Origin of the sequence: Devosia sp. 67-54, from assembly GCF_001899075.1 — a bacterium.
GTDB lineage: Bacteria > Pseudomonadota > Alphaproteobacteria > Rhizobiales > Devosiaceae > Devosia_A.
The window spans coordinates 165,486-185,025 of record NZ_MKVA01000008.1 but is presented as its reverse complement, the minus strand read 5'-3'; the positions used below and the strand labels follow the sequence as shown (position 1 = coordinate 185,025).

General features: G+C 61.7%; 18 protein-coding genes and 1 pseudogene. 11 read left to right on the top strand and 8 right to left on the bottom strand.

Annotation, left to right across the window (positions count from 1 at the left end; all coding sequences use genetic code 11):
* Window positions 1-590: 590 nt before the first annotated feature.
* The 3 genes from BGO82_RS14095 to BGO82_RS14085 all read right to left on the bottom strand — a co-directional run bounded on the left by BGO82_RS14095 (window position 591) and on the right by BGO82_RS14085 (window position 4,401).
* Entirely contained in the window at window positions 591-3,041 is a 2,451-nt protein-coding gene (locus BGO82_RS14095) for a phage/plasmid primase, P4 family (RefSeq protein WP_291306242.1), read from the bottom strand.
* Between the two features lie 899 nt (window positions 3,042-3,940).
* Window positions 3,941-4,195: a hypothetical protein gene (locus BGO82_RS14090; RefSeq protein WP_291306241.1), complete on the bottom strand. Its 255-nt coding sequence runs from the start codon at window positions 4,193-4,195 to the stop codon at window positions 3,941-3,943.
* Window positions 4,192-4,401, bottom strand: coding sequence for a hypothetical protein (locus BGO82_RS14085; protein WP_291306240.1), 210 nt, complete (start codon window positions 4,399-4,401; stop codon window positions 4,192-4,194). The genes BGO82_RS14090 and BGO82_RS14085 overlap by 4 nt, the downstream gene beginning before the upstream one ends.
* A gap of 39 nt (window positions 4,402-4,440) precedes the next feature.
* Here BGO82_RS14085 and BGO82_RS14080 point away from each other — a divergent pair, with 39 nt between their 5' ends.
* Window positions 4,441-4,824, top strand: a complete 384-nt coding sequence (locus BGO82_RS14080) for a hypothetical protein (protein WP_291306239.1) — start codon at window positions 4,441-4,443, stop codon at window positions 4,822-4,824.
* A 295-nt stretch (window positions 4,825-5,119) separates the two neighbouring features.
* On the opposite strand, the gene BGO82_RS14075 is transcribed toward BGO82_RS14080, so the two are convergent.
* On the bottom strand, window positions 5,120-6,463 hold the full coding sequence (locus tag BGO82_RS14075; RefSeq protein WP_291306238.1) for an ATP-binding protein: 1,344 nt from the start codon (window positions 6,461-6,463) through the stop codon (window positions 5,120-5,122).
* Window positions 6,460-7,119: a response regulator transcription factor gene (locus tag BGO82_RS14070; RefSeq protein ID WP_291306237.1), complete on the bottom strand. Its 660-nt coding sequence runs from the start codon at window positions 7,117-7,119 to the stop codon at window positions 6,460-6,462. The genes BGO82_RS14075 and BGO82_RS14070 overlap by 4 nt, the downstream gene beginning before the upstream one ends.
* Window positions 7,120-7,258: 139 nt before the next feature.
* On the opposite strand from BGO82_RS14070, the gene BGO82_RS14065 reads away from it, so the two are divergent.
* The 3 genes from BGO82_RS14065 to BGO82_RS14055 are packed head-to-tail and all read left to right on the top strand — an operon-like array spanning window position 7,259 to window position 10,195.
* Entirely contained in the window at window positions 7,259-7,945 is a 687-nt protein-coding gene (locus BGO82_RS14065; protein ID WP_291306236.1) for an FMN-binding protein, read from the top strand.
* Window positions 7,938-8,681 carry an FAD:protein FMN transferase gene (locus BGO82_RS14060; RefSeq protein ID WP_291306235.1) on the top strand — a complete coding sequence of 248 codons (744 nt, stop codon included), beginning with the start codon at window positions 7,938-7,940 and terminating at the stop codon, window positions 8,679-8,681. Before BGO82_RS14065 ends, BGO82_RS14060 begins: the two co-directional genes overlap by 8 nt.
* Window positions 8,678-10,195 (top strand): hypothetical protein, encoded by a 1,518-nt coding sequence (locus BGO82_RS14055; protein WP_291306234.1) that lies wholly within the window; start codon window positions 8,678-8,680, stop codon window positions 10,193-10,195. Before BGO82_RS14060 ends, BGO82_RS14055 begins: the two co-directional genes overlap by 4 nt.
* 28 nt (window positions 10,196-10,223) lie before the next feature.
* Here BGO82_RS14055 and BGO82_RS14050 read toward each other — a convergent pair whose 3' ends face one another.
* Window positions 10,224-10,856, bottom strand: a complete 633-nt coding sequence (locus BGO82_RS14050) for a tyrosine-protein phosphatase (RefSeq protein ID WP_291306233.1) — start codon at window positions 10,854-10,856, stop codon at window positions 10,224-10,226.
* Window positions 10,857-10,937: 81 nt separating this feature from the next.
* On the opposite strand from BGO82_RS14050, the gene BGO82_RS14045 reads away from it, so the two are divergent.
* The 3 genes from BGO82_RS14045 to BGO82_RS14035 are packed head-to-tail and all read left to right on the top strand — an operon-like array spanning window position 10,938 to window position 12,774.
* Window positions 10,938-11,828, top strand: a complete 891-nt coding sequence (locus tag BGO82_RS14045) for a MurR/RpiR family transcriptional regulator (RefSeq protein WP_291306232.1) — start codon at window positions 10,938-10,940, stop codon at window positions 11,826-11,828.
* Window positions 11,825-12,568, top strand: a complete 744-nt coding sequence (locus BGO82_RS14040; protein WP_291306231.1) for a TMEM165/GDT1 family protein — start codon at window positions 11,825-11,827, stop codon at window positions 12,566-12,568. The genes BGO82_RS14045 and BGO82_RS14040 overlap by 4 nt, the downstream gene beginning before the upstream one ends.
* Complete coding sequence (locus BGO82_RS14035) at window positions 12,568-12,774, top strand: hypothetical protein (RefSeq protein WP_291306230.1); 207 nt, start codon at window positions 12,568-12,570, stop codon at window positions 12,772-12,774. The genes BGO82_RS14040 and BGO82_RS14035 overlap by 1 nt, the downstream gene beginning before the upstream one ends.
* Before the next feature lie 28 nt (window positions 12,775-12,802).
* Here BGO82_RS14035 and crcB read toward each other — a convergent pair.
* Window positions 12,803-13,182 (bottom strand): annotated as a pseudogene (gene crcB, locus BGO82_RS21065) (fluoride efflux transporter CrcB).
* Window positions 13,183-13,830: 648 nt separating this feature from the next.
* Between crcB and BGO82_RS14020 the strand changes: the two are divergent.
* From BGO82_RS14020 to BGO82_RS14005, 4 genes are all read left to right on the top strand, one after another.
* Window positions 13,831-14,265: a DUF305 domain-containing protein gene (locus tag BGO82_RS14020; protein WP_291306227.1), complete on the top strand. Its 435-nt coding sequence runs from the start codon at window positions 13,831-13,833 to the stop codon at window positions 14,263-14,265.
* A gap of 46 nt (window positions 14,266-14,311) precedes the next feature.
* The gene (locus BGO82_RS14015) at window positions 14,312-15,052 is read left to right on the top strand and encodes a DUF930 domain-containing protein (protein WP_291306226.1); all 741 of its coding nucleotides are present in this window, start codon (window positions 14,312-14,314) and stop codon (window positions 15,050-15,052) included.
* Window positions 15,053-15,108: 56 nt separating this feature from the next.
* Window positions 15,109-15,588, top strand: coding sequence for a DUF305 domain-containing protein (locus BGO82_RS14010; protein ID WP_291306486.1), 480 nt, complete (start codon window positions 15,109-15,111; stop codon window positions 15,586-15,588).
* 227 nt (window positions 15,589-15,815) lie between these two features.
* Window positions 15,816-16,685, top strand: a complete 870-nt coding sequence (locus BGO82_RS14005) for a protein-L-isoaspartate O-methyltransferase (RefSeq protein WP_291306225.1) — start codon at window positions 15,816-15,818, stop codon at window positions 16,683-16,685.
* Here BGO82_RS14005 and BGO82_RS14000 read toward each other — a convergent pair.
* Complete coding sequence (locus BGO82_RS14000; protein ID WP_291306224.1) at window positions 16,682-19,318, bottom strand: hypothetical protein; 2,637 nt, start codon at window positions 19,316-19,318, stop codon at window positions 16,682-16,684. The genes BGO82_RS14005 and BGO82_RS14000 overlap by 4 nt on opposite strands.
* Window positions 19,319-19,540: the final 222 nt, after the last annotated feature.

The window sequence follows — 19,540 nt, the reverse complement described above, 5'->3', positions numbered from 1 at the left end:
CGGCTTTTCCCTCCCGGATCGGTTCAAGGAAATCGGCTAAGGATCGATCACAGCAACGTCACCCTGTCCCCGCTTTGGCAAGCCAACGCATTAGAGTTCGTGGAACCGGGCCTGATCCGCTTGTTCGAGCACGGGCTGCGAGAACCCACTCGCGCCACTCATTGTCTTCCAGTATGGCCTTGGCAGCAGCCAGGTTACCACCACGCCGCCTCAACTCTCCGACTAGGGCGTCGCGAAACACCGACACGGTTACACCTGCCTCGTCGCACCATGATTCAAGGGTGGTTGGCTTCGCGCCAACGTGTTTTGACTTTCGCGAGCGTGCGGCATTGATCGTCGCCAGCCACCTGGGGTCCTTAAGTAGCACTTGGATTGCGGACATTCGACTTAGCCGTCGCTCAACCATTAGAAGCCGAACTTGTTGGGCTACCCGCCACTGGGGATCGCTAAGAGGCATCGCTATCACTTTCGGACAACTGGAGGGACAAGCTCCCCGGGGCCCCCCTCTCTCTGCTGAGGTGGGATTAGTCTATTGGATGAATTTTTCCCCTGGTGGGGGATACTGCGAGGGAGTCTTAGGTGGCCATGTGTCAGCGTCCAACCGGCGGAACGACGGCCCTTACGCCGTGGATCATTGTACCCCCGGGGCGAGTTCCCGACTCGACGGTCATTCCGAACTCTTCCTGAGCCTCCCGCAGCAGCATGAGGAAACGATCCGCGCGCACGGGTCTCACTCCTTTACCGAGACGGAATGTCGACCATATTCCGAACAGCTCAGAGAAGCTAAGACTTCCACCCGCCGCTTGTGGTCCGACGAGAATGCCATTGCACTCCATGAGGAAATACCGAACAGAATTGTTCTGAGCGGCCATAATGTCACTGATATGTGAGTGGGACCCCGGCAGCGTGTAGCGTCCTTGCTTCCGTAGTCGAACAAAGCCGTCGACGGCCCAAGCTACGATTGCCTCGCGCTCACTGGCAACGATGATGCTGTCCAGATCGACTATCTTCTTTTCGTCCGGCACTCGCCGTGTCCATTCAAGGATCAACCACCTTCGATTGAAGCCACCGCTAGGGTCCCGGGTTCTCGGGGGGTGATTGGAGGAAAACCATTGCGCGCAGCGAGGAGCAAACTCGAACGGCTGTTGGTTCTTTCGCTGGGTCTGGATCGACTCACCAACTACGACCTGCTTGAAGATATCACCGGGGATGGGGCGACTCTCCGACAACTCTCCCGCCACGTTCAATACCTTGCCGTACATCTCCGCCGGCAGAAACTTGTCGCTCCAATCATTCGGAGACACGGACGACACGCTCCCGTTAGGCAGCAGGTTGCGCATGATAGACATAAGCACCGACTTGCCGGAGCCAGGCGCACCGTAGAGCAGGATTGCGCGCTGATACGTCGGACCGTGCGAGAACAAGGTCGCTCCCATTGCCTCCTGCAACGCCGCGACCTTCTCTGTGCAGTCAGAATCGTCCCCCCAACTGTCCTGGAGATACTTGGCGAAGTTGGGCATGTTTCCTGCTGCGTCGGGAAGATAGCGGTAGGGCAACACATAAGTCATCCCGTGGTCAGGGCTGTGATCGACTAGGTCCATATCCTCGGTGAGGAACCCGTTGGCGAAATTTAGGCCGCGAACGTCAACACTGGCGAGCTCGCTAGCCACATTCGTTTCGATCACCTTCAATACGCCGTTGTAGTCGGACGCGCGTTTGGATGTTTCGTAGAAGCCAAAGTCCTCCTGAATGACCTTCAAGAGGTCGGTGCGGCTCTTCTTCTGCCAGAATGCGCCTCCCCATTGCCAGAAGTTGCCTGCTGCGAACTTGAGCTCGCCGAATTGTTCAATCTGCTCCGCAGCAGCCTTAGCGATCTCTTGCTGGTTCTCGCCGGAGACTGAGCCACGTCGGAGCCTCGCAAGGTCCTGCTTCAGAGCCCGCAACGTCACGGTGGAGGCCGACTGCCCAGCGATAAAGCGGAGTATATGTTCCTCATCCACTGCGCTGACTGTCTCGTTAGCGCGCGCCATCCGTTGCAGGGCAATGTGAACTTGCCTAGTCCAGTCCCTCGAGCCGGCTGCATGTTGCTGAAACTCGGCCGCTAACCAGTTGAGCAAACGATCAGCGTCCCACTTTTCATCATCCGGCGTTAGCGCTAGCCCGAGCCGTTCCTTGTCCTCTGACGACAAACCCCGGTCCCATCCCACGGGAAGAGCTCTAGGCCGTTCGCCAGTAACGTCGCGGACCAGGAACTCGACGACCTTTTTCTGGGCCTTTTCAACCGGGAGTGGATCGCCAATGACCTGTTCGACGTATGATTCGACCCAATGAGCCATCTCGCCAAGCGCCTCAAGCAACGTCCTCTCACCACGAACGACCGCCCTGGCAAGGAGGCCCGCGTGGGACACCATGGTGTTGTCGCGTGCACCGGCAGGGACGAAGGACGTGATCTTGGTCTGACCGCCACCGGTGTCTACCTCCATTCCAGCACCTTTTAGGGCACCACGGATCAGGTCCTCGATGCCGAAGGGCAGGGTCGGACAGGCCTTTGCAACGTCATAGAGGTTGCAGTTGGCGGTGTACGGCCGCCGGGTGTCGGGGTGGATCGAGGGCGGCAGCACGATCTGCGTCCCCTTGGACAGGACTTCGCAGACCATCTGGTTGTCGACCGTCTTGATGCGGGTCGTCCGCTCACCATTGTAGCGGTAGATGCGGACCATTCCCTTCTTGCCGACACGCGTCCAGGGCGTGGGCGGCAGCAGGTCGTCGAGGACACGCAACACCTTGGGGTCGTCGGTATCGATATCGATCGCCACCAGGCCGGCGGTCGGCCCCAGTGGTAGTCCGATGTTGTTGTCGGGGAAGGTATTCAGCCACACGTCGCGCTCTTCCTGGGTCGGGAAGGTGTCGGCATACATCTGCCAGCGTTGGATAGCCGGCCGCTTCTCCTGGTACATGAGCGGGATGGCCGGAAGGCCCGCCGCCCAGTAGAACGGGGCCTCGGTGGTGAAGATAGAAGTCTTGTCAGGTGAGCGGGTCATGGATCATGCGCGAGTTGTACATGACCACGCAGATGGGTCTCGGTCGTCCAGGTTGAAGGGGCGATCGAAACAGAGTCCATGGGATATCGAGATGGAGGTCGTTGGGCATCGCCGTGCCTGCGCGGTACGCAGTTAGGAGGCCGAGAATGAAAGCACAATGGGCCGTAGGCGCCCGTGCTCGCTAATCGAGCTCCAAACAACCGGGACAACCCGTAACCAGATCAACAGGCCCCACGTAGTGCGGAATGGCAGAAGCATTGGTCAGTCAAAAGCGAAGGAGTACACCTTTTTTATTGGCGCCCGAACGGCTTGCGCCCGCCATGGGGTCAAACATCGCGCGCAAAAATGTCGTCGCTCACCAATACTATCATATCTCTGCATCCGCCACGGCATCAAAAGCTACGATGAGCCCCTTACGCTGGACGCGCTATTCGGCCTTCAGTATCCGTCTGGCGGCAAGCTCTATTCGCCCTTGAAGTTGACCTCAACAACGAGCCGGTGCGCCGCGCTGACTTCGCCACCACGACGTCTCTCCCAGTTTTCCTAATTCTGGCGTTTCTGAACTCTAGGGGACTTGAACTTTGACCCTGCCAGCGACATGTATCATCCGCGCGACGCAAAGATGCGCTCGAAACGAGATAGTCAAAGCGTCTTCGCGGGATCACTCCTGATGGCTTACCGGAAAAATCCCGCAAACGCTGGTCTAGCGTCGCGAGTTTTGGCTACCCCAAGGGACCCCGCGCGAGAATAAGGAGAACTGGTCATGACCAGCTTCCTCTTGTTCGAAGCCAGCAAGCCGGACGGTACGAACTACCGCCTCGCCTTGGCACTTCCTGTGCCCTGGGCTTCGTGGTTTGTCGCCATCGGGCGGCTTTTCTAAAGGAAGAGGGCGCCCCTTGTCATTGGCTTGCTACGAAGTCTTCGGCTCGCTCTAGGGACTTGGCAGCGTTCAGGAGATCGCCGGCATTCAACTGGTCGGTCTCCTTCGAGGCGACCGAGACGCATGTCCCGATTGCCACCACCGCGTCGTTGACTTGGTTGCCCACAGCTTGGCCTACTTCGGCCACGAGATTGTCGAGCAGCATTTCGGCGTTACGCCCGACGGCATGCGCTTCTTCGGGGTACTCACCCTCAAGAGCAAATACACTGGTCATACCGCCACCGTGGGGCTGCGGAACAGCCACGACAAGCGCTTCCCATCTCGATAGGCTTCGGCTCTCGCGTGTTCGTTTGCGACAACCTCGCGTTCGTCGCCGACATCGCCATCAAGCGCAAGCACACGGCGAACGCGAAGCGCGACTTGCCCGGCCTCATCGGGGAGATAATCGAGCCCCTGGCGCTTACCCGCGAGAAGCAGCACCAGAAGCTCCTCACCTACTAAGAGACGGAACTTTCCGAGGTGCAGGCCGACCACGCCATCATGCAGTTCTATCGCGATGACGTCATAAATGTGCAGCGCATCCGCCGGCGCCGCTTCAACCCGACGACGCGCATGCTGGTGCGGCCGACCCACGACGATCTGCTGGCGCTTCACTCGCGACATATGCACGCCACCGTTGGATTCGAGTGCTTCCACGGCTGGACCGATCTGCTCGATGCGCTCTTCTGCTGGCTGACGGAAATCGCGCCGCAGCCCGACTGGCAGCCGGTCCAGATCAACGAGAAGTTTGCCAGCCTGCGCCTCTACTGGACCGGCGACCTTCCCGACCTTGCCCAGCAGGCGATCGAGGCAGCCGAACATGTGTGTCCGGTCATGTTGCGAGGTTTGTGGTGCGCCCGGTGAGCTTCAGAGCAATGTGGGCTGGATGACGACACGTTGCAGGCTCGATGTGGACTGAGGGGGCGCCCCAACGAGCGACGATGACCGCTGACGGCAGCTCCTGGCCGATATCGTTGATTTAGTCGGCGATTTGGCTGTGTTCGCTCCTGTGATTGGCCCGTTTGGCTGGTCGGGAGGCCGAGCGCGGACGGAGCGGAGCCCCGCCGGATATGCTCGGGCCGCCGCTCGCCTCTAGCCAACAGATGCACGTAGTGGGTTTCGGATGAACGCTAGGATTGTCCGTAGTCATGCAAACTCGCTAGGAGGTCGGAAGGACGATGCGTACCATGAAGCCTTTGTCCGAGCCCTGTACCGGCGAAATTAGCTCCAAATGCCCTCCAGCCTGCTGGACGAGGCTCACGACAATAGCGAGCCCAAGTCCGGCGCCCTGTCCACGATCACTGGCGCGCACGAACCGATCCGTGAGACGAGACAGTCGATCCGCCGGGACGGATGCTCCGCCGTTACTGATTTCCACCGAGCCCGCCCCTGCCCTGACAGTGATCGGCTGGCTGAGATCTCCGTAGCGATGGGCGTTCTCAAGCAAATTGCGGATCGCAATGCCGAAGGCGTCAACATCCATCGTGGCGAACAGGTTGGCATCCGGGGAGACCTCGTAGTGCAGGGTTCCCTCGGAGCGCAGCGTTCGCCTGAAATCGTCTACAACGACGTCAAGTGCTGGCAACAGATTGACGGCCCCGGCCGATGCGCCGAGACCTGCCTCTGCGCGTGCGAGCTGCAGGAGTTTTTCCGACAGATGCTTGAGGCGCATCAGCGAGGCCTCGATCTGAAGGGCGCGCTCTTTCGTAGGGCCGTCGCCCAGTTCTGCGACTAGCCGTTGCGTTTGCGCCAGACTGCCGGCGATCGGGGTTCTAAGTTCATGGGCGCTGTTAGACGCGAATGCCCGCTCAGCCTCGAGCGCCATGCTTACGCGGCTGATCAAGTCATTCACCGCACCTGCGATTGGTTGCAACTCCCGGGGCAGCTCATCAGCGGCGACCGGGGCGAGACTGGTGGCGTGCTGCTCCGCAACTCGCGCACTGAACGTTCGTACTGGGCGAAGCCCCGTTCGCACGGCTGTGTAGATCCCTAGCGCTGATAGCGGAACCAAGAGACCGATCGGCCACAGTAGTGCGAGAACACTGCTCCAAAGAGAGTCAGCGCGATGGGCATTGCTTTCCGCAACCTGCGTGAACGCCTGACCGCTCGGGTCCCCTACGGTGTAGACACGCCAAGCTCCAGCGTCGGCAAACCCGCCTTTGAGGGGAACTTCGAAGGCTGTTTCTGGTGCGTCGTGGGAGCGCAGCAGAACATGGCCATCGGCCACGCGCACCTGATAGACAATGTACTCAGCGCCACCGTCGTCGAGCAGTGGAACTTCATGGCCCCGGTCGTCGACGTGTAGTTCGTTCGACTCGTCCCGGAGGCTGTCCACGGCCAGTGACAGGATGCGTTCGGCGGTCTCCCTGAGTCCGCCGTCAAACGCATCGTTGAGGCGAGCGCGCAGTGTGTTGGCGGCGAGCAGCGCCGACAGCAGCCACAGGATCACCGCCGCCAGCGTCAGCGTCCAGATCAGTCGCCGGGTCAAGCTCGGTGCGGTCATGAAGCAGCCAGCCGATATCCCATGCCACGCGATGTGTGGATCAGGTGATGGCCCAGCTTTTTGCGCAGACGGCTGACATAAACCTCTACCGCATTGCTTTCGACTTCGGCGCCGAATTCGAACAGCGCATCTTCCAGTTGTGCCTTGGAAATCACGACACCCGGATGCTGAGCAAGTCTGTCCAGGATCGCCCATTCGCGTGCCGTTAGATCGAGGCCTTGACCGTCGACGGCAGCAGTCCGGCGTGCCTGATCGATCGTCAGTGGACCGATCTTGATGAGGGGATTGGCGTTGCCGGTATACCGCCGTGAGACGGCCGATACGCGCGCCAAAAGTTCTCCCAGATCGAAAGGCTTGACGAGATAGTCGTCGGCTCCCGCGTTGAGACCATCGATGCGGGTCGTCAGCTGGTCCATCGCCGTGAGGATGATCACCGGCACCCCCTCATTCATGCGCCTTAGCGCTCGCAGGAATCCGAGACCACTTCCGTCAGGGAGACCAAGATCGAGCAGGACCAGGTCGTATGAAGTCGTCGCACGTGCGTGCGCCGCGTCGGCAATCGACAGCATCCAGTCGGTTGCGTGCCCGTTGGCGCCAAGGTGATCGCGCACCGCGCCTCCAAGCATTTCGTCATCCTCAACCAACAATATTCGCATCATAACTCAAAGATGGCGGTGCTGCGTCATACGCGGCGAGACTTACACCAACCTTACGGGCGTTAATGTGGTGCGTCAGGTTCATGTCAGTTTACGGGCGCTGACTACCGGCAACGCATCATTCTGCAAGGCCCGTCCCGTGAAGAAGACCCTGTTTTCGATCGCCTTCATTGCCGCCTCTGGTGTCTACGTAGCCGCGGCAAACCATGTCTTGCCGTTCGGCGACCAAGATACGCCGCCTCCAATCCCTCAAAGTGTGGCACCTGCGGCCTTCACTACGCTCCCTCAGAGAGCACCGTCTGGGTCTTTGCAGGCCGCGTCGTCCGAGCCCTCGAGCAGCCAGCTTGCCCCGACGATCGCCGACGCAAAGCCAGTTGCGGTCGCGCCCGCCCTTAAGCGGCAACTCACTGCGCCGATCATCGCCGAGATCACGTCGAGGCCAGTCCCGCCGCTGCCACGCCCGCGGCCAACCCCACCTCCCGCCGCAGTAGAGACTGCAGCCTCTGTCGACACGGCAGCGGCAAGCTCGAGCGGATATCGCGACGGCACTTATACCGGGACGAGCGAAAACGCCTACTACGGCCGGGTTCAAGTGCAGGTGACCGTTGCCAATCACCAGATCGCAGCAGTCAAAGTGCTGTCGTACCCCAGCGACCGCCGTACCTCGCGCTACATCAACAGCCAGGCGCTGCCGATGCTGAAGCAGGAAGTGATTGCTGCCGACAGTGCTAATGTCGACACGGTGTCCGGTGCGACGCTGACCAGCGAGGCCTATCTGCGCTCGCTCGGCAACGCGCTGCAGCAAGCTGGCGGCGCCGGTGCGTGAGACCCGCCTGATCATGGGCATGCCGATCACCGTCGACGTAGTTGAGGATGTGGACGGCCGCGCAGCTGAAGCGGCGTTCCAGTATTTCAACAATGTGGACGAACGCTTCAGTCCGTACAAGCCAGCGAGCGAGCTCTCCGCGATGAACCGCGGCGAGCTGCGCGGCGCGCGGCTGAGCGCCGAGATGACCGAGGTGCTGGGGCTTGCCGAGCTGACGCGGCACGAAACGGCCGGCTACTTCGACATCCGACGGCCCGATGGCCTGATTGACCCGTCCGGTCTGGTCAAGGGCTGGGCTATCCGCAACGCGGCGCGGCTCGTGGAAGGGCTCGGCTTTCGCAACTACTGTCTCGAGGCGGGCGGCGACATTCAGTGCCGCGGCCACAACGAGCGGGGCCAGTGCTGGCGCGTCGGCATCCGCAGCCCGTTCTCGGAGCAGGAAATCATCAAAGTGCTGGTGCCTGGCGATGCTGGCATCGCCACGTCCGGCAGCTATGTCCGGGGCGAGCACATCTATGATCCACATAGAGCGACCGCCGCGTCCGGCGACATTGCTGGCATGACAATCGTAGGCCCCGATGCCTACGAGGCAGACCGCTTCGCCACAGCCGCCTTCGCCATGGGCAGGGACGGTATCGCTTTCATCGAGGCGTCGTCCGGGCTTGAGGGCTACGCCATCGACAGCAACCATGTGGCGACGATGACTTCCGGCTTCCAGAGGTTCATCGCGTCATGATTTCCCTCATCGACCGCTTCATCGACCGCGTTACCATGTATCGGCTGGTCCTTTGGTATCTCGTCGGTCTTGTGCTCGTGGCTGCTGTGCTCGGCACGCTCCACCTGATCGCCGTCGATCCCATCGCGCTCGCTTTATCGACGGTGCTGGTGATCACCGGCGGCTGGATCGCCAACCAGATTTTCGCTCGTGTCTTCGGCGCGATCCCCAACGTCGAGAGTATCTACATTACCGGCCTGATTATCGTGCTGATCATGGACCCGGCGCCGCTCGGGGATCTCTCAGCGGCCGGGGCGATCGTGTTTGCGTCCGCTTGGGCGATGGCCTCGAAGTTTATCTTCTCGGTGCGTCGGCGGCACGTCTTCAACCCGGCGGCACTCGGCGTGGCGCTCCCCGCGCTGCTGCTCGACCATCCGGCGACCTGGTGGGTCTCGGGGCAAATTTGGCTGATGCCAATTGTCGTCATCGGCGGGCTGCTGATCGTGCGGAAGCTGCGGCGGTTCGATCTGGTGCTTGCCTTCGCGGTTGCCAACCTTGGTGTCACTGTGCTGACCGGCAATCCCTCCGACGCGCTGCAGTCGATGCGCTTCGCCCTCTTCGACTCCCCGTTCTTCTTCTTCGCCTGTGTCATGCTGACCGAACCCCTGACTGCACCCCAAGGCAAAGTCTGGCGCCTCATTTACGGTGTAGTGGTCGGTGGGTTGGCCGCGCCCAACGTCGCCATCGCCCGTTATTACTTCACGCCCGAGGTCGCCCTGCTGGTCGGCAACCTGTTGACCGTGATCGTGAGCCCTCAGGGCCGCGTTGTCCTGACGCTCGAGCGGATCGAGCAGGCTGCAGCGGGCGTCTACGACTTCGTCTTCCAGCCCGACCGGAAACTCGCGTTTGCTGCCGGGCAGTATCTCGAATGGACGCTGCCGCTGCAGGGGTCGGACAGCCGCGGCAACCGCCGCTACTTTACCATTGCATCGTCGCCCAGCGAGGACGCAGTGCGGCTCGGCGTGAAGTTCTCTCCGCGGGGGAGCGCGTTCAAGCGGGGGCTGTCGCAGTTGCAGCCCGGCGACCAGATCGTGGCATCGCAGTTGGCAGGCAGCTTCACGCTACCGCGCAATCGGCGGCGCAAGCTCGCCTTCATCGCTGGTGGGATCGGCATGACGCCGTTTCGCTCAATGCTTGAGGAACTGCTCGAACGCGGCGAAACGCGGCCAATCAAAGTGCTCTACGGCAACAACCGCCTCGATGAAGTCGCCTATGCCGACGTACTGAAGCGAGCCCGCGACGAACTGGGCATCCCAACCTGGTATGCGGTGCGCGACGCCACGGGCGCGACGTCGGACATGAAAGTCGGTTTCATCGACGCCGACATGATTGAGGAGCGCATCCCGGACTATCGCGATCGCACCTTCTATGTCTCGGGACCGCAACCAATGGTGAGCGCGACGCGCGAGTCGCTGCGTGAGCTCGGCGTCCCAGCCTGGCGCATCAAGACGGACTTTTTCCCCGGCTTGGCTTGAGCGACGCTGGTCCCGCTCTCGGCCTGAGTTACAGGATCTTCGCCGGTGGCATTGGCCTGTCGTGAACGACCTGCCAGAAGGCAATGTCCATGGCCCCGGTCCGGCTCGGAAACCACGGGAAGTGGCCGTAGTAGAACGATAGCTGCCGACCGGACTCGTTGGCACTCTTCCCAGCCACCAGATATTCGTAGAGGGCCGACGCAAGCCCCGTGCGGTCTGCCCCGTGATTGCAATGAACCAACAGCGGGCGTGGAAGGGTCTCGAGCGCGCTGATCAACTCTCCCATCAAAGCCTTGTCGGGGATTTCGTAGGCAGAAAGCGTCACGTCCACGAACTTTACGCCGTGGGCAGCGGCCGTCTGTCGCTCGGCTGCATACCACGCGTCGCTTTCCGATCCGCCACGAAGGTTGAGGATGGTCTTGATGTGCTCATCCGCCAAAACCTTTTCGAGCTGCGCGGACCCAAGGGTATTGGAGCGGTAGACGCTCCCAGGCTCCACGGCATGGAAGTTGCCCGTGTACTGAATAAAGGTCGCCCACCCGCCCGCCATGACTCCAGCGAGGAGGAGGAGAGCGGCAATCCCCAGAGCCACGCGCCGGAGCAGACGCAGTCTTCCGCCTTGCCTTGATGCGGTTTTAACCGCCGGATCACGTCGAGTCATTCCAGTGTCCAAGCATCATCTGTGTGTAGCAATTGCTACATAGATGATATATTGTTGCATTTACAACACATGGCGATGAGAATGAGTGCGCTGACGACCCGCATTGAGGCTGCGCTGCCAGGGCTCCGCATTGCGGAGCAGAAGATGGCCAGGCATTTCCTCCGCCATCCGCAGGACGCCATCCTTGGCTCTGCGGCGCAGATCGCCGAACGATTGGGAACCAGCGACGCTACGGTCGTGCGCACCGCGCGGGCACTGGGATATGGCAGCCTTGCCGAGCTGCGTGCGGCGTTCGTCGAGGACTTGATGACGCCACCGCCCGCCGAACGCCTCGCGCGCACGCTGAAGGCCGCCAAAGGCGCCAAGGGTGGCGTTCTGGAACACGTCCTCGCCGTACATCAGGACAGCCTCAACGCCTTCGACGATCCGGACTTTGCGAAGTCATTTAGCGATGCGTTGTCGACGCTGACGAAATCCCCAATGCGACATGTCTTTGGCGTTGGGCCTTCCGGGGCCTTGGCGGACTACGCCGCGCTGCAGTTCAATCGCATCGGGCTCCGATCGACCTCGCTCAACGCCACCGGAATAGCGCTTGCCGACCGGCTTCTCGCGCTGCGGCCGCGCGATGCAGTGATGATCATTGCCTATGCGCCTCTCTACCGTGAAGTGCGGGTGACGCTCGAGCGGGCACGGCAGGTCGGCGTCAGAATCGTTCTTATCAGCGATAGTCTCGGTCCCCTGATTGACGGTCCACTCGATGCCATCCTTACGGTCCCTCGTGGCAAAGCGGGACACCTCGCGACGCACGGGGCAACCATGGTGCTACTCGATGCGATGGTGGCCGGCTTGGCTGAACGCCAGGGACAATCAGCTCTCGGGGCGCTTTCCGACTTCGGGGACCTCAGGGGCAAACTCGACCGCGGCTGGAGTCGACGTGGCACGCGGCAGGCCGGCAGAGGAGAACCGCGATGATGTGGGCGACCGTCGGGCCCGCAGTTGTTGCGGCGTTCCTTGCGTCGCTGGTTGAATTCGTCGAGGCGTTCACCATCGTCCTGGCAGCCTCCACGATAAAGGGATGGCGGCCGGCGTTGGTGGGAGCCGGTGCCGGCGTCGCCGTGCTGGTCGTCCTTGTCGGCCTGTTCGGGCCTTTGCTGCGACTGGTGCCCCTCCACATCCTGCAGTTGGTCATCGGTGTGCTGCTGCTTCTGTTTGGTCTGCGCTGGCTCCGAAAGGCGATCCTGCGCTATGGCGGCGTGATTGCACTTCACGATGAAGACAAGGCGTTCGCAGCCGAGGAGGCGCGGCTTCGGGCCGACGGCCAGCGACCGGGGGCGCGCCTCGAATGGCTTGCCGGCCTGACTTCATTCAAGGCCGTCGTCCTTGAAGGCCTCGAGGTCGTCTTCATTGTCATTGCAGTCGGCACCGACCATGGCCTCGTCGTTCCGGCATCGCTCGGCGCACTGGCCGCCGGCGTTCTCACGGTGCTGCTTGCGGTCACGGTCCATAAGCCTTTGGCGCGCGTACCCGAAAACACGCTGAAGTTTGGTGTCGCGGTTCTGCTCTCGGCTTTTGGCACGTTCTGGACCGGAGAAGGCCTGGGCGTCGATTGGCCAGGAGCCGATCTCGTCATCCTTGCGTTTGTAGCGGTCTATCTCGTCTTCGGTGTTGCTGCCATTGTCTTTATCCGGCAGTTTCGGGGGGCCATTGCCTGATGCAACTCATTCGCCTTGTTGCCGGTGAACTCTTTGGCTTGTTCGTCGACGACGAGTTCCTGGCCATCGCCATCTTGGTGGTGGTCGCCATCACCGGAGTGCTGTCGGTTTGGACGAGCGTGCCAAAGGGCTTAGTTGGAACTCTGCTGCTTGCCGGTTGCCTGACAGTCGTCGCGATGAGCCTCGCGCGCACTTTGCGTCGGTAGGCGTTGGCGCGCCGGAGCGGGCTGTGGGTCATGCCGCTATGCTCCGGATAAGAAAGAGCCCAGCGCCGACGGCAATGACGGAGCCCAGGACCGATGCCAGGCCGTAGACGAGTGCTGGCCAGGGCTCTCCCCGTTCCCATAGTGTCATCAGGTCCAGCGAAAAAGCGGAGAACGTTGTGTAGCCGCCCAGAACGCCGGTCATGAGGAAAGATGCGCCAAGGCTGCGGCACGTCACCTCGTAGGCCGAGCCGGGCCGCAACCGCCCATCACCAAGCAGCCCGTGACGTTGATGATCAGCGTACCAACCGGATAGTCGGGTCCGAGAACGCGCAGCACCAATGTGTTGACGCCATAGCGCAATGACCCGCCGATGCCGGCGCCGCCGAAGACGATCAAACAGGAAAGCAAGCTATCCATCGGCGCAGCTACCCGAGAACGTCGCAGATGCGGCAAGGGTGCATGGAAATCCCACTCCCGATGAAGCCGCCCTTGACCTTCCCATGATGGGAAGGTCCATATTTGGTATGGGGCCGATCATTGGGTGACCATGACGATTGCTGGAGCGACTACCACGGCCAAAAGGACTGCGGCTAAAGGAACCCGACGCTTCAAAAGATGTTTGACCGACATGGCTGCCGGTCTTGCACCGCAATTTCGCGTGTTGCTTTTGCTGATCCTTTTTTCCCTTGGCGCGTCGGCCCACGCCGTGGCCATGGGCACGGAGCCTATGCCCGCTGACAAGGCATTCATGGTCACAGCCGCAATGCCGATGCAGATGGCGGTGGCAGACGCTCACGATGCCAACTGCGCCCACCACTGCGACTCTCGAGGACCATCCTGCTGCCTTATGGGTCAATGCCTGCTCGGAGTTGCGCCGGCGAGCCCACCGGCCTTTCTGTCGACGGCGAAAGCCGAGCCCATGGCCGGTCCAATGATGGTCCCGACGGCGCCCATCATCATCCGGCCGTTCCGACCGCCGGCCATGGTCTGAAGTTGCCATTGAACCCGCCCGTCACGGCGGGGGTCCAATTTCAACCTCACGATCACGAGAATCAAATGACGACCAACCTTGCAACCGCCGCTCTTGCGGTGACCTCGATTATCGCCTTCATGGGTCCTTCCATTGCGGCCGATGCCACCGACGCAGGCCGCAACCTGCCCGACATCTGCAAGCCCACCGCCATGGGCAACCCGGACATGGGCAACATGAAGGGAATGGACATGACCAGCATGGATCAGGCCCATCAGGACCTCATGAAGGGCATGGCCGACATGAACTCCCATATGGATGAGGGCATGATGGCCAAGGACATCGACGTCGCTTTCGTGTGCGGGATGATCCCGCACCATCAAGGCGCAATCGACATGGCCAAGGCCGAACTCGCCCATGGGGACGATCCATGGGTCAAGCAGATGGCGCAAAGCGTCATTGATGCCCAGACCAAGGAAATCGCCGAGATGCTCGACTGGCTGAAGAAGCAGACAAAGTAGCCAGGCAGCTTCGGACGGACCACGCCAGTGGTCCGTCCTGGCACCGATGGCGCCCTCGCTTGCTATCGATATCCTGCCGCATCCGTCCGAGCGTGGGCTCGAGCGGTCGTTCGGTTTTTTGACGTCATCAGTCGCGCATGTCGCGCTCCTTATGTCGTTGCTCTACCTCTGGTCCGCACGTCCCATTCTCCTACCGCCGCCCAAGCCGATCGATGTGCAGGTCCTGAGCGAAACGGACTACGCGCGGGTAACGGAACCGTCCCCGGCGTTGCCCTTCCCATCGGTGCAACCCGCGCCACTGCAGCTCCCGCGAGCCGAAGCCTCGATCGCGAAGCCCGAAGAAACTTTGCGGCAACGAGCGCCTTCGGTGCCGCCGCCGGCCGTCCCTTCCATGACGCACGCCACCAGACTATTCGCGACGGCTCTCCTCAAGGAACCCGCGAGCACAGAGGTCCGCCTGACGCTGTCGACGCTTGATCGCTACGAGCGCATCACGCAACTCTGCAACATCGAGTCGACCGAACAGATCAGGCGCTCGATCAACGGCTCGAACCCCGACACCGTCTCGGCCGCGGCGTTTGCCGAGACATCGCTTGCCAACCTGACGATGACTGTAAACGGCGGCGCATATCGCAGCGGACGAAACTGGTACGCCCTCAGCTTCGTCTGCACGGTGCTGCCCGACTTGAGCGGAGTTGCCGACTACAGCTTCAAGACCGGTGCGGCGATCCCGAAGGATCTCTGGGAGGAACACAACCTCAATGCCCAGGACGACGATGACGAATAGCAAGTGCTCGAGAAACAGCTCTACAAACCTTGGAGAAAGTCATGACACACAATCAGATGCAGGGAGCGCACCAGCGGTCGCACGGCCACCCCTATCTGTGGCTGGCTGCAAATCTGGTTCTCAGTCTCGCTGCCATGTATGTCCTCATGTTCACGATGATCGATAGCTGGGGCGATTTCCGCAACAACATCAATATGCTCTACATGTCGTTGACGATGCTCTGTCCGATGGGCGTGATCATGCTGCTGACCATGCGCGGCATGTATTCCAACCGCCGCGCCAATATCGCGCTCTATGCGGGCTTCGTTTTCGTATTCATCGCGAGCCTCGCCGGCATCCGCACCCAGACGCCCGTGGGCGACATGCAGTTCATCGCTTCGATGATCCCTCACCACTCCGGCGCGATCCTGATGTGCCGCGAAGCGCAGATCCATGATAGCGAGCTCAAGTCTCTTTGCGCGGAGATTTCTGCCGGCCAGCGCCGCGAGATCGACCAGATGAATGCGATTGCCAGCCGTCTCTCAGGCAAGCAATGAACGGCACCCGTCCGTCCCCTCTGCGCAAGTTGTCCGCTTCGTCGCCTGGCCCTGCCTGGTGTTGATCGCCGTGCTCACGGTCTCCCCAGTCTCGTGGCGACCCGACTTTGGCCACGCCCGCGCTCGCGGCAGCTGAAGTAGCTCAAATCATACAGCGCTGTAAGCTTGCCGAAAGGCTCCTGTGAGGAGCACTGCATAACCTGGCGACTTGCAAGGGGAGAGCCGCCATGCGTCGTCGCACAGCCATTGGGGTTCTAGCAGCTTCACTCGCAGGAGCCGCCCTCCCTCACGCCGCCTTGGCTTCTGTTCCAACGCCCTACGACTGGACTGCCAGCCCGCCCTTCGACGATAGGCAGGCCTTCATCGATTGGATGGTCAAGAACCGAGGGGAGGATCCGGGCTATCTGGGCGAGCGCTACGACCGCTTCCTGCAGTTGATCGCACATCACGACGTCTGGGACACTCGCAACAAGCGAGCCTTCCTAATGGTGCCGCGCGAACGGTTCGTAACCGCGCCCAATCTGACCCGCGCCTATCAGGTGCACTATCTCGACATCGGCTTTGGCGTGACGATCACCGGTCCACATTCGGTGGCCCGGATGACCAATTCGATCGATGTACAGAAGGGCGAGCGCGTGCTCGAGATCGGCACAGGATCCGGTTATCAATCGGCCTATCTCTCGAACCTTACCGACCAAGTCTATTCGATCGAGATCATCAAGCCGCTGTTCGAGCGTACCGGCGGCGTCTACGCCGACCTGATCGCCGAGGGGTACACCGAGTATAAGGCGATTCAGCGCCAGAATGCCGATGGCTACTATGGCTGGGCGGACGCTGCGCCCTTCGACAAGATCATTGTGACGTGCGGTATCGACCATGTGCCGCCCGATCTGCTCAAGCAGCTCAAGCCCAATGGGCTCATGGTCATCCCGATCGGACCGCCCGGAGCGCAGCACGTGCTCAAGATCACCAAGCGCACCGACACGGCGGGAGCCGTGACCGTGACGCGGTCCGACATTTACGGCGGCGCGATCGTCAACTTCGTGCCGTTCACCAAGCTCGAGGGCGACAAGATCGTGGGTACGCACTCCGGTTAATAGATGCTCGTGCTCGCCCTGCTCGCTGGCTGCAGTACCGCGAGAAATGCGGGGATGGCTATGAGGTAAGCAGCCGCACTGACCTTGAGCACCGCCGGAAGGTCGAAGGTTGTGGCGATGATGGGCACTGCCGCGGCGCCAACGACCGAGAAGCAGCCGTTGATCCCCCACGCCCAGACGAACATGTGGTCCTTGCCCAGCCGCGCAAGCCACGCCATCGCCGTCGCCATAGGGTAGCCCATGAGAAGCGCCGGCGGCGCAACCAGCACGAAGCAGCATGGCAGGCGCAGCGGGAACGCCAAGGCGCCGATCTTGTCGAGCACCGGATCGAGGAACAGCCCGTAGGCGAAAAGCAGCACCGCGATGCCGACGAGGATCAGCGGCAGGATGACTTTCGCGCCGTCGACGATGCGGTCGGAGAAGTAGCTGCCGATGCCGGAGAAGACGAGCATGCCGGAAATCAGCACCGAGGCCGAGATGGTCGGGTTGGCGAGCGCCACGGCGAAGCGGCTGATCAGCCCGACCTCGACCGTGATGTAGCCGAGGCCCAGCGCTGCGAAGTAGGCGATGGTGCCGAGCTTGCCCGGCGCCCGCGCGAACACGCTGCGCCAGCCAATCAGCATCGGCAGCCCGATCAGCACCGTGGCGGTCGCCGCAGCGATGCCCAGCGTCGCCCAGAGCAACAGGTAACCCCAATCGTCCTGGAACAGATCGAGCCGGTCGAGGGTCCGCGGCAGGTCGTCGAACTTCTCGTAGGCGGCAAAGTACGGGCGAGCGTTGGTCAGCGGGCGCGTGTCGAAGACGTAGTCGCGCGCGTGCTCGATGGCGCCGCCCCCGAGTGTCCAGTACCAGAACAGGCGGCCGAGCGTGGTCGCGGGTTCGGCCGTGCCGGTGTTGTCGGCGCTGTCCGGCACGTCGAGCGTCGGGTCCGCGACTTCGGACGACGTCGTGGTCGTCGTCGGGTTGGCCGCGTCGGCATCGCCGCTGCCGAAGATCGAGTCTTCGTATTGCGCGAGGATAGTCGGCGTCACGCTGTCGTCGACGGCAAAGCCGGGCGAGTAGATCTCGTCCCACGACATCGAGCTCGTGTATTTGCGCAGCTTGTCGATCTCCGCGTCGGTGAAGCCGCCTTTGCGGTAGAGGAGCGTCGTTGTCGACAGATAGCCCGAGGCGACGAAGATCGAGCGCGACGCGGTCGTCGGGTCGAACTGCCTGGCCGCATCGGCCAGGGTAGAATAGAGTTTCAGGATCGACTTGGGCGGCTCTTCCTTGTTCCACGCCGTGATCGACAGGATGCCGTCGTCGCTCAGCGCCCGCATGTAGTCGACCATCGCCTCGCGCGTGTACGCATACTTCTCAGTAATGGCGAAGCCGCCGGGATTGGAGAGACCCACCGAGTCCGCGAGGCTCAGGTCGATCACGTCGTAGCGGTTGATGGTGTGCTTCAGATAAAGCCGGCCGTCGTAGTCGACCACCTTCACGCGCGGATCGCTGAGGATGCTGCTGCTGGCGTCGCGGATCGCCGGATCGTCGAAGGCCTGCAGCACCGCCGGGTTGCTCTCGGCGATGGTGACGCTCCTCGCACCGGAATGCAGTGCCGCCATGGTCGAGATGCCGCCGCCGAACTGCACGACGAACGCATTGGGCGTGCTGCGCAGCACGTAGGGAAACGCCATCGGCAGGTAGTGGAAGTAGTTATTCGCCTCCTCCGGCGGCTCATGCATGATGCCTTCCGGTCCCTCGCCATCGATGTACATGGCGACGAACGAGTTGCCCGGCAGCTCCGGTAGGTTGAACGCCGCGTTGTCTGACAGGCCCGGCGAGAAGTGCATGTAGGAGCTGGCGTAGATCTGCAGGTCGCCGAACGGCGAGATCGAGCGATAGATGCGGTGCCCGTCCGGAAAGTTCCGCGCATAGGCGACGCCCTTGTATTGCGATGTCGCAATGTCCGGGATGCCGGTTAACCCCGGCAGCCAGAGATAGGCGCCGACACAGGCGATACCGAGCACCGACGAGACAAGGCTGCCGAAGACGTGCCCGCTCAGGCCGAACCAGAGGATGGCACTCAGCATCCAGAGCGTCAGCGGCACGGCGATCAGTTGCTCGGGCGGAAGCAGGTACATCGCCATCAGAATGACGAAGCCGCTGACGCCGGAGCCGACGAGATCGGCAAAGTACACCCGGCCGAAGCCTTCGCGGTTCCTCAGGAACACAATTCCAAGGACCATCGCGCCGGCAAGGAACGGCAGTAGGTACAGCACGAAGTTCGCCGCAAGCCGCCACACCTGGCTCGGATCGGAGACGAGGAAGATAGCGTTGAACGGCACCGCCTGCGCGGTGAGATTGGCGGCGACCGCGAGCGGTCCGAGCAACAGCAGCGCGGTGCCGGCGGCGCCGCGCCAATGCCGGTCGAACCAGCCGCGTACGACGAAGATGACGACGCTCGACAGGCCGAAGCCGAGCAGCGCCAGGCTGACCACGAGCGAACCAAAATGCGCCCAGCTCCCCACCGCGAAGACCCGCATGATAGCAATCTGGAGCGCGATCACGGCGCCCGCCAGCAGCCCCACTGCCAGATAGAGCGGCGTACGCGCGGTGATGGCAATCGTCGGAGCGGTCGGCGTTGCAGGCATGCTGCTCCTCTTGACCAGCACTACAGGATCAAAACCAGCGTCAGCAACCCGGCGACGGTGCTGAGTGCGCCATAGATGCCCATGATGGTCTCCAACGCTTGTTCGAAAGTCTCACGTCGGCCCTGGTGTGCGCGCTTCGTCTTACATGGGACTTACACCCGCCTTACAGAGGGGTTATCGGAAGTTAACGGCGGGCCCGAGACAACGTCGGGACGTGACCTT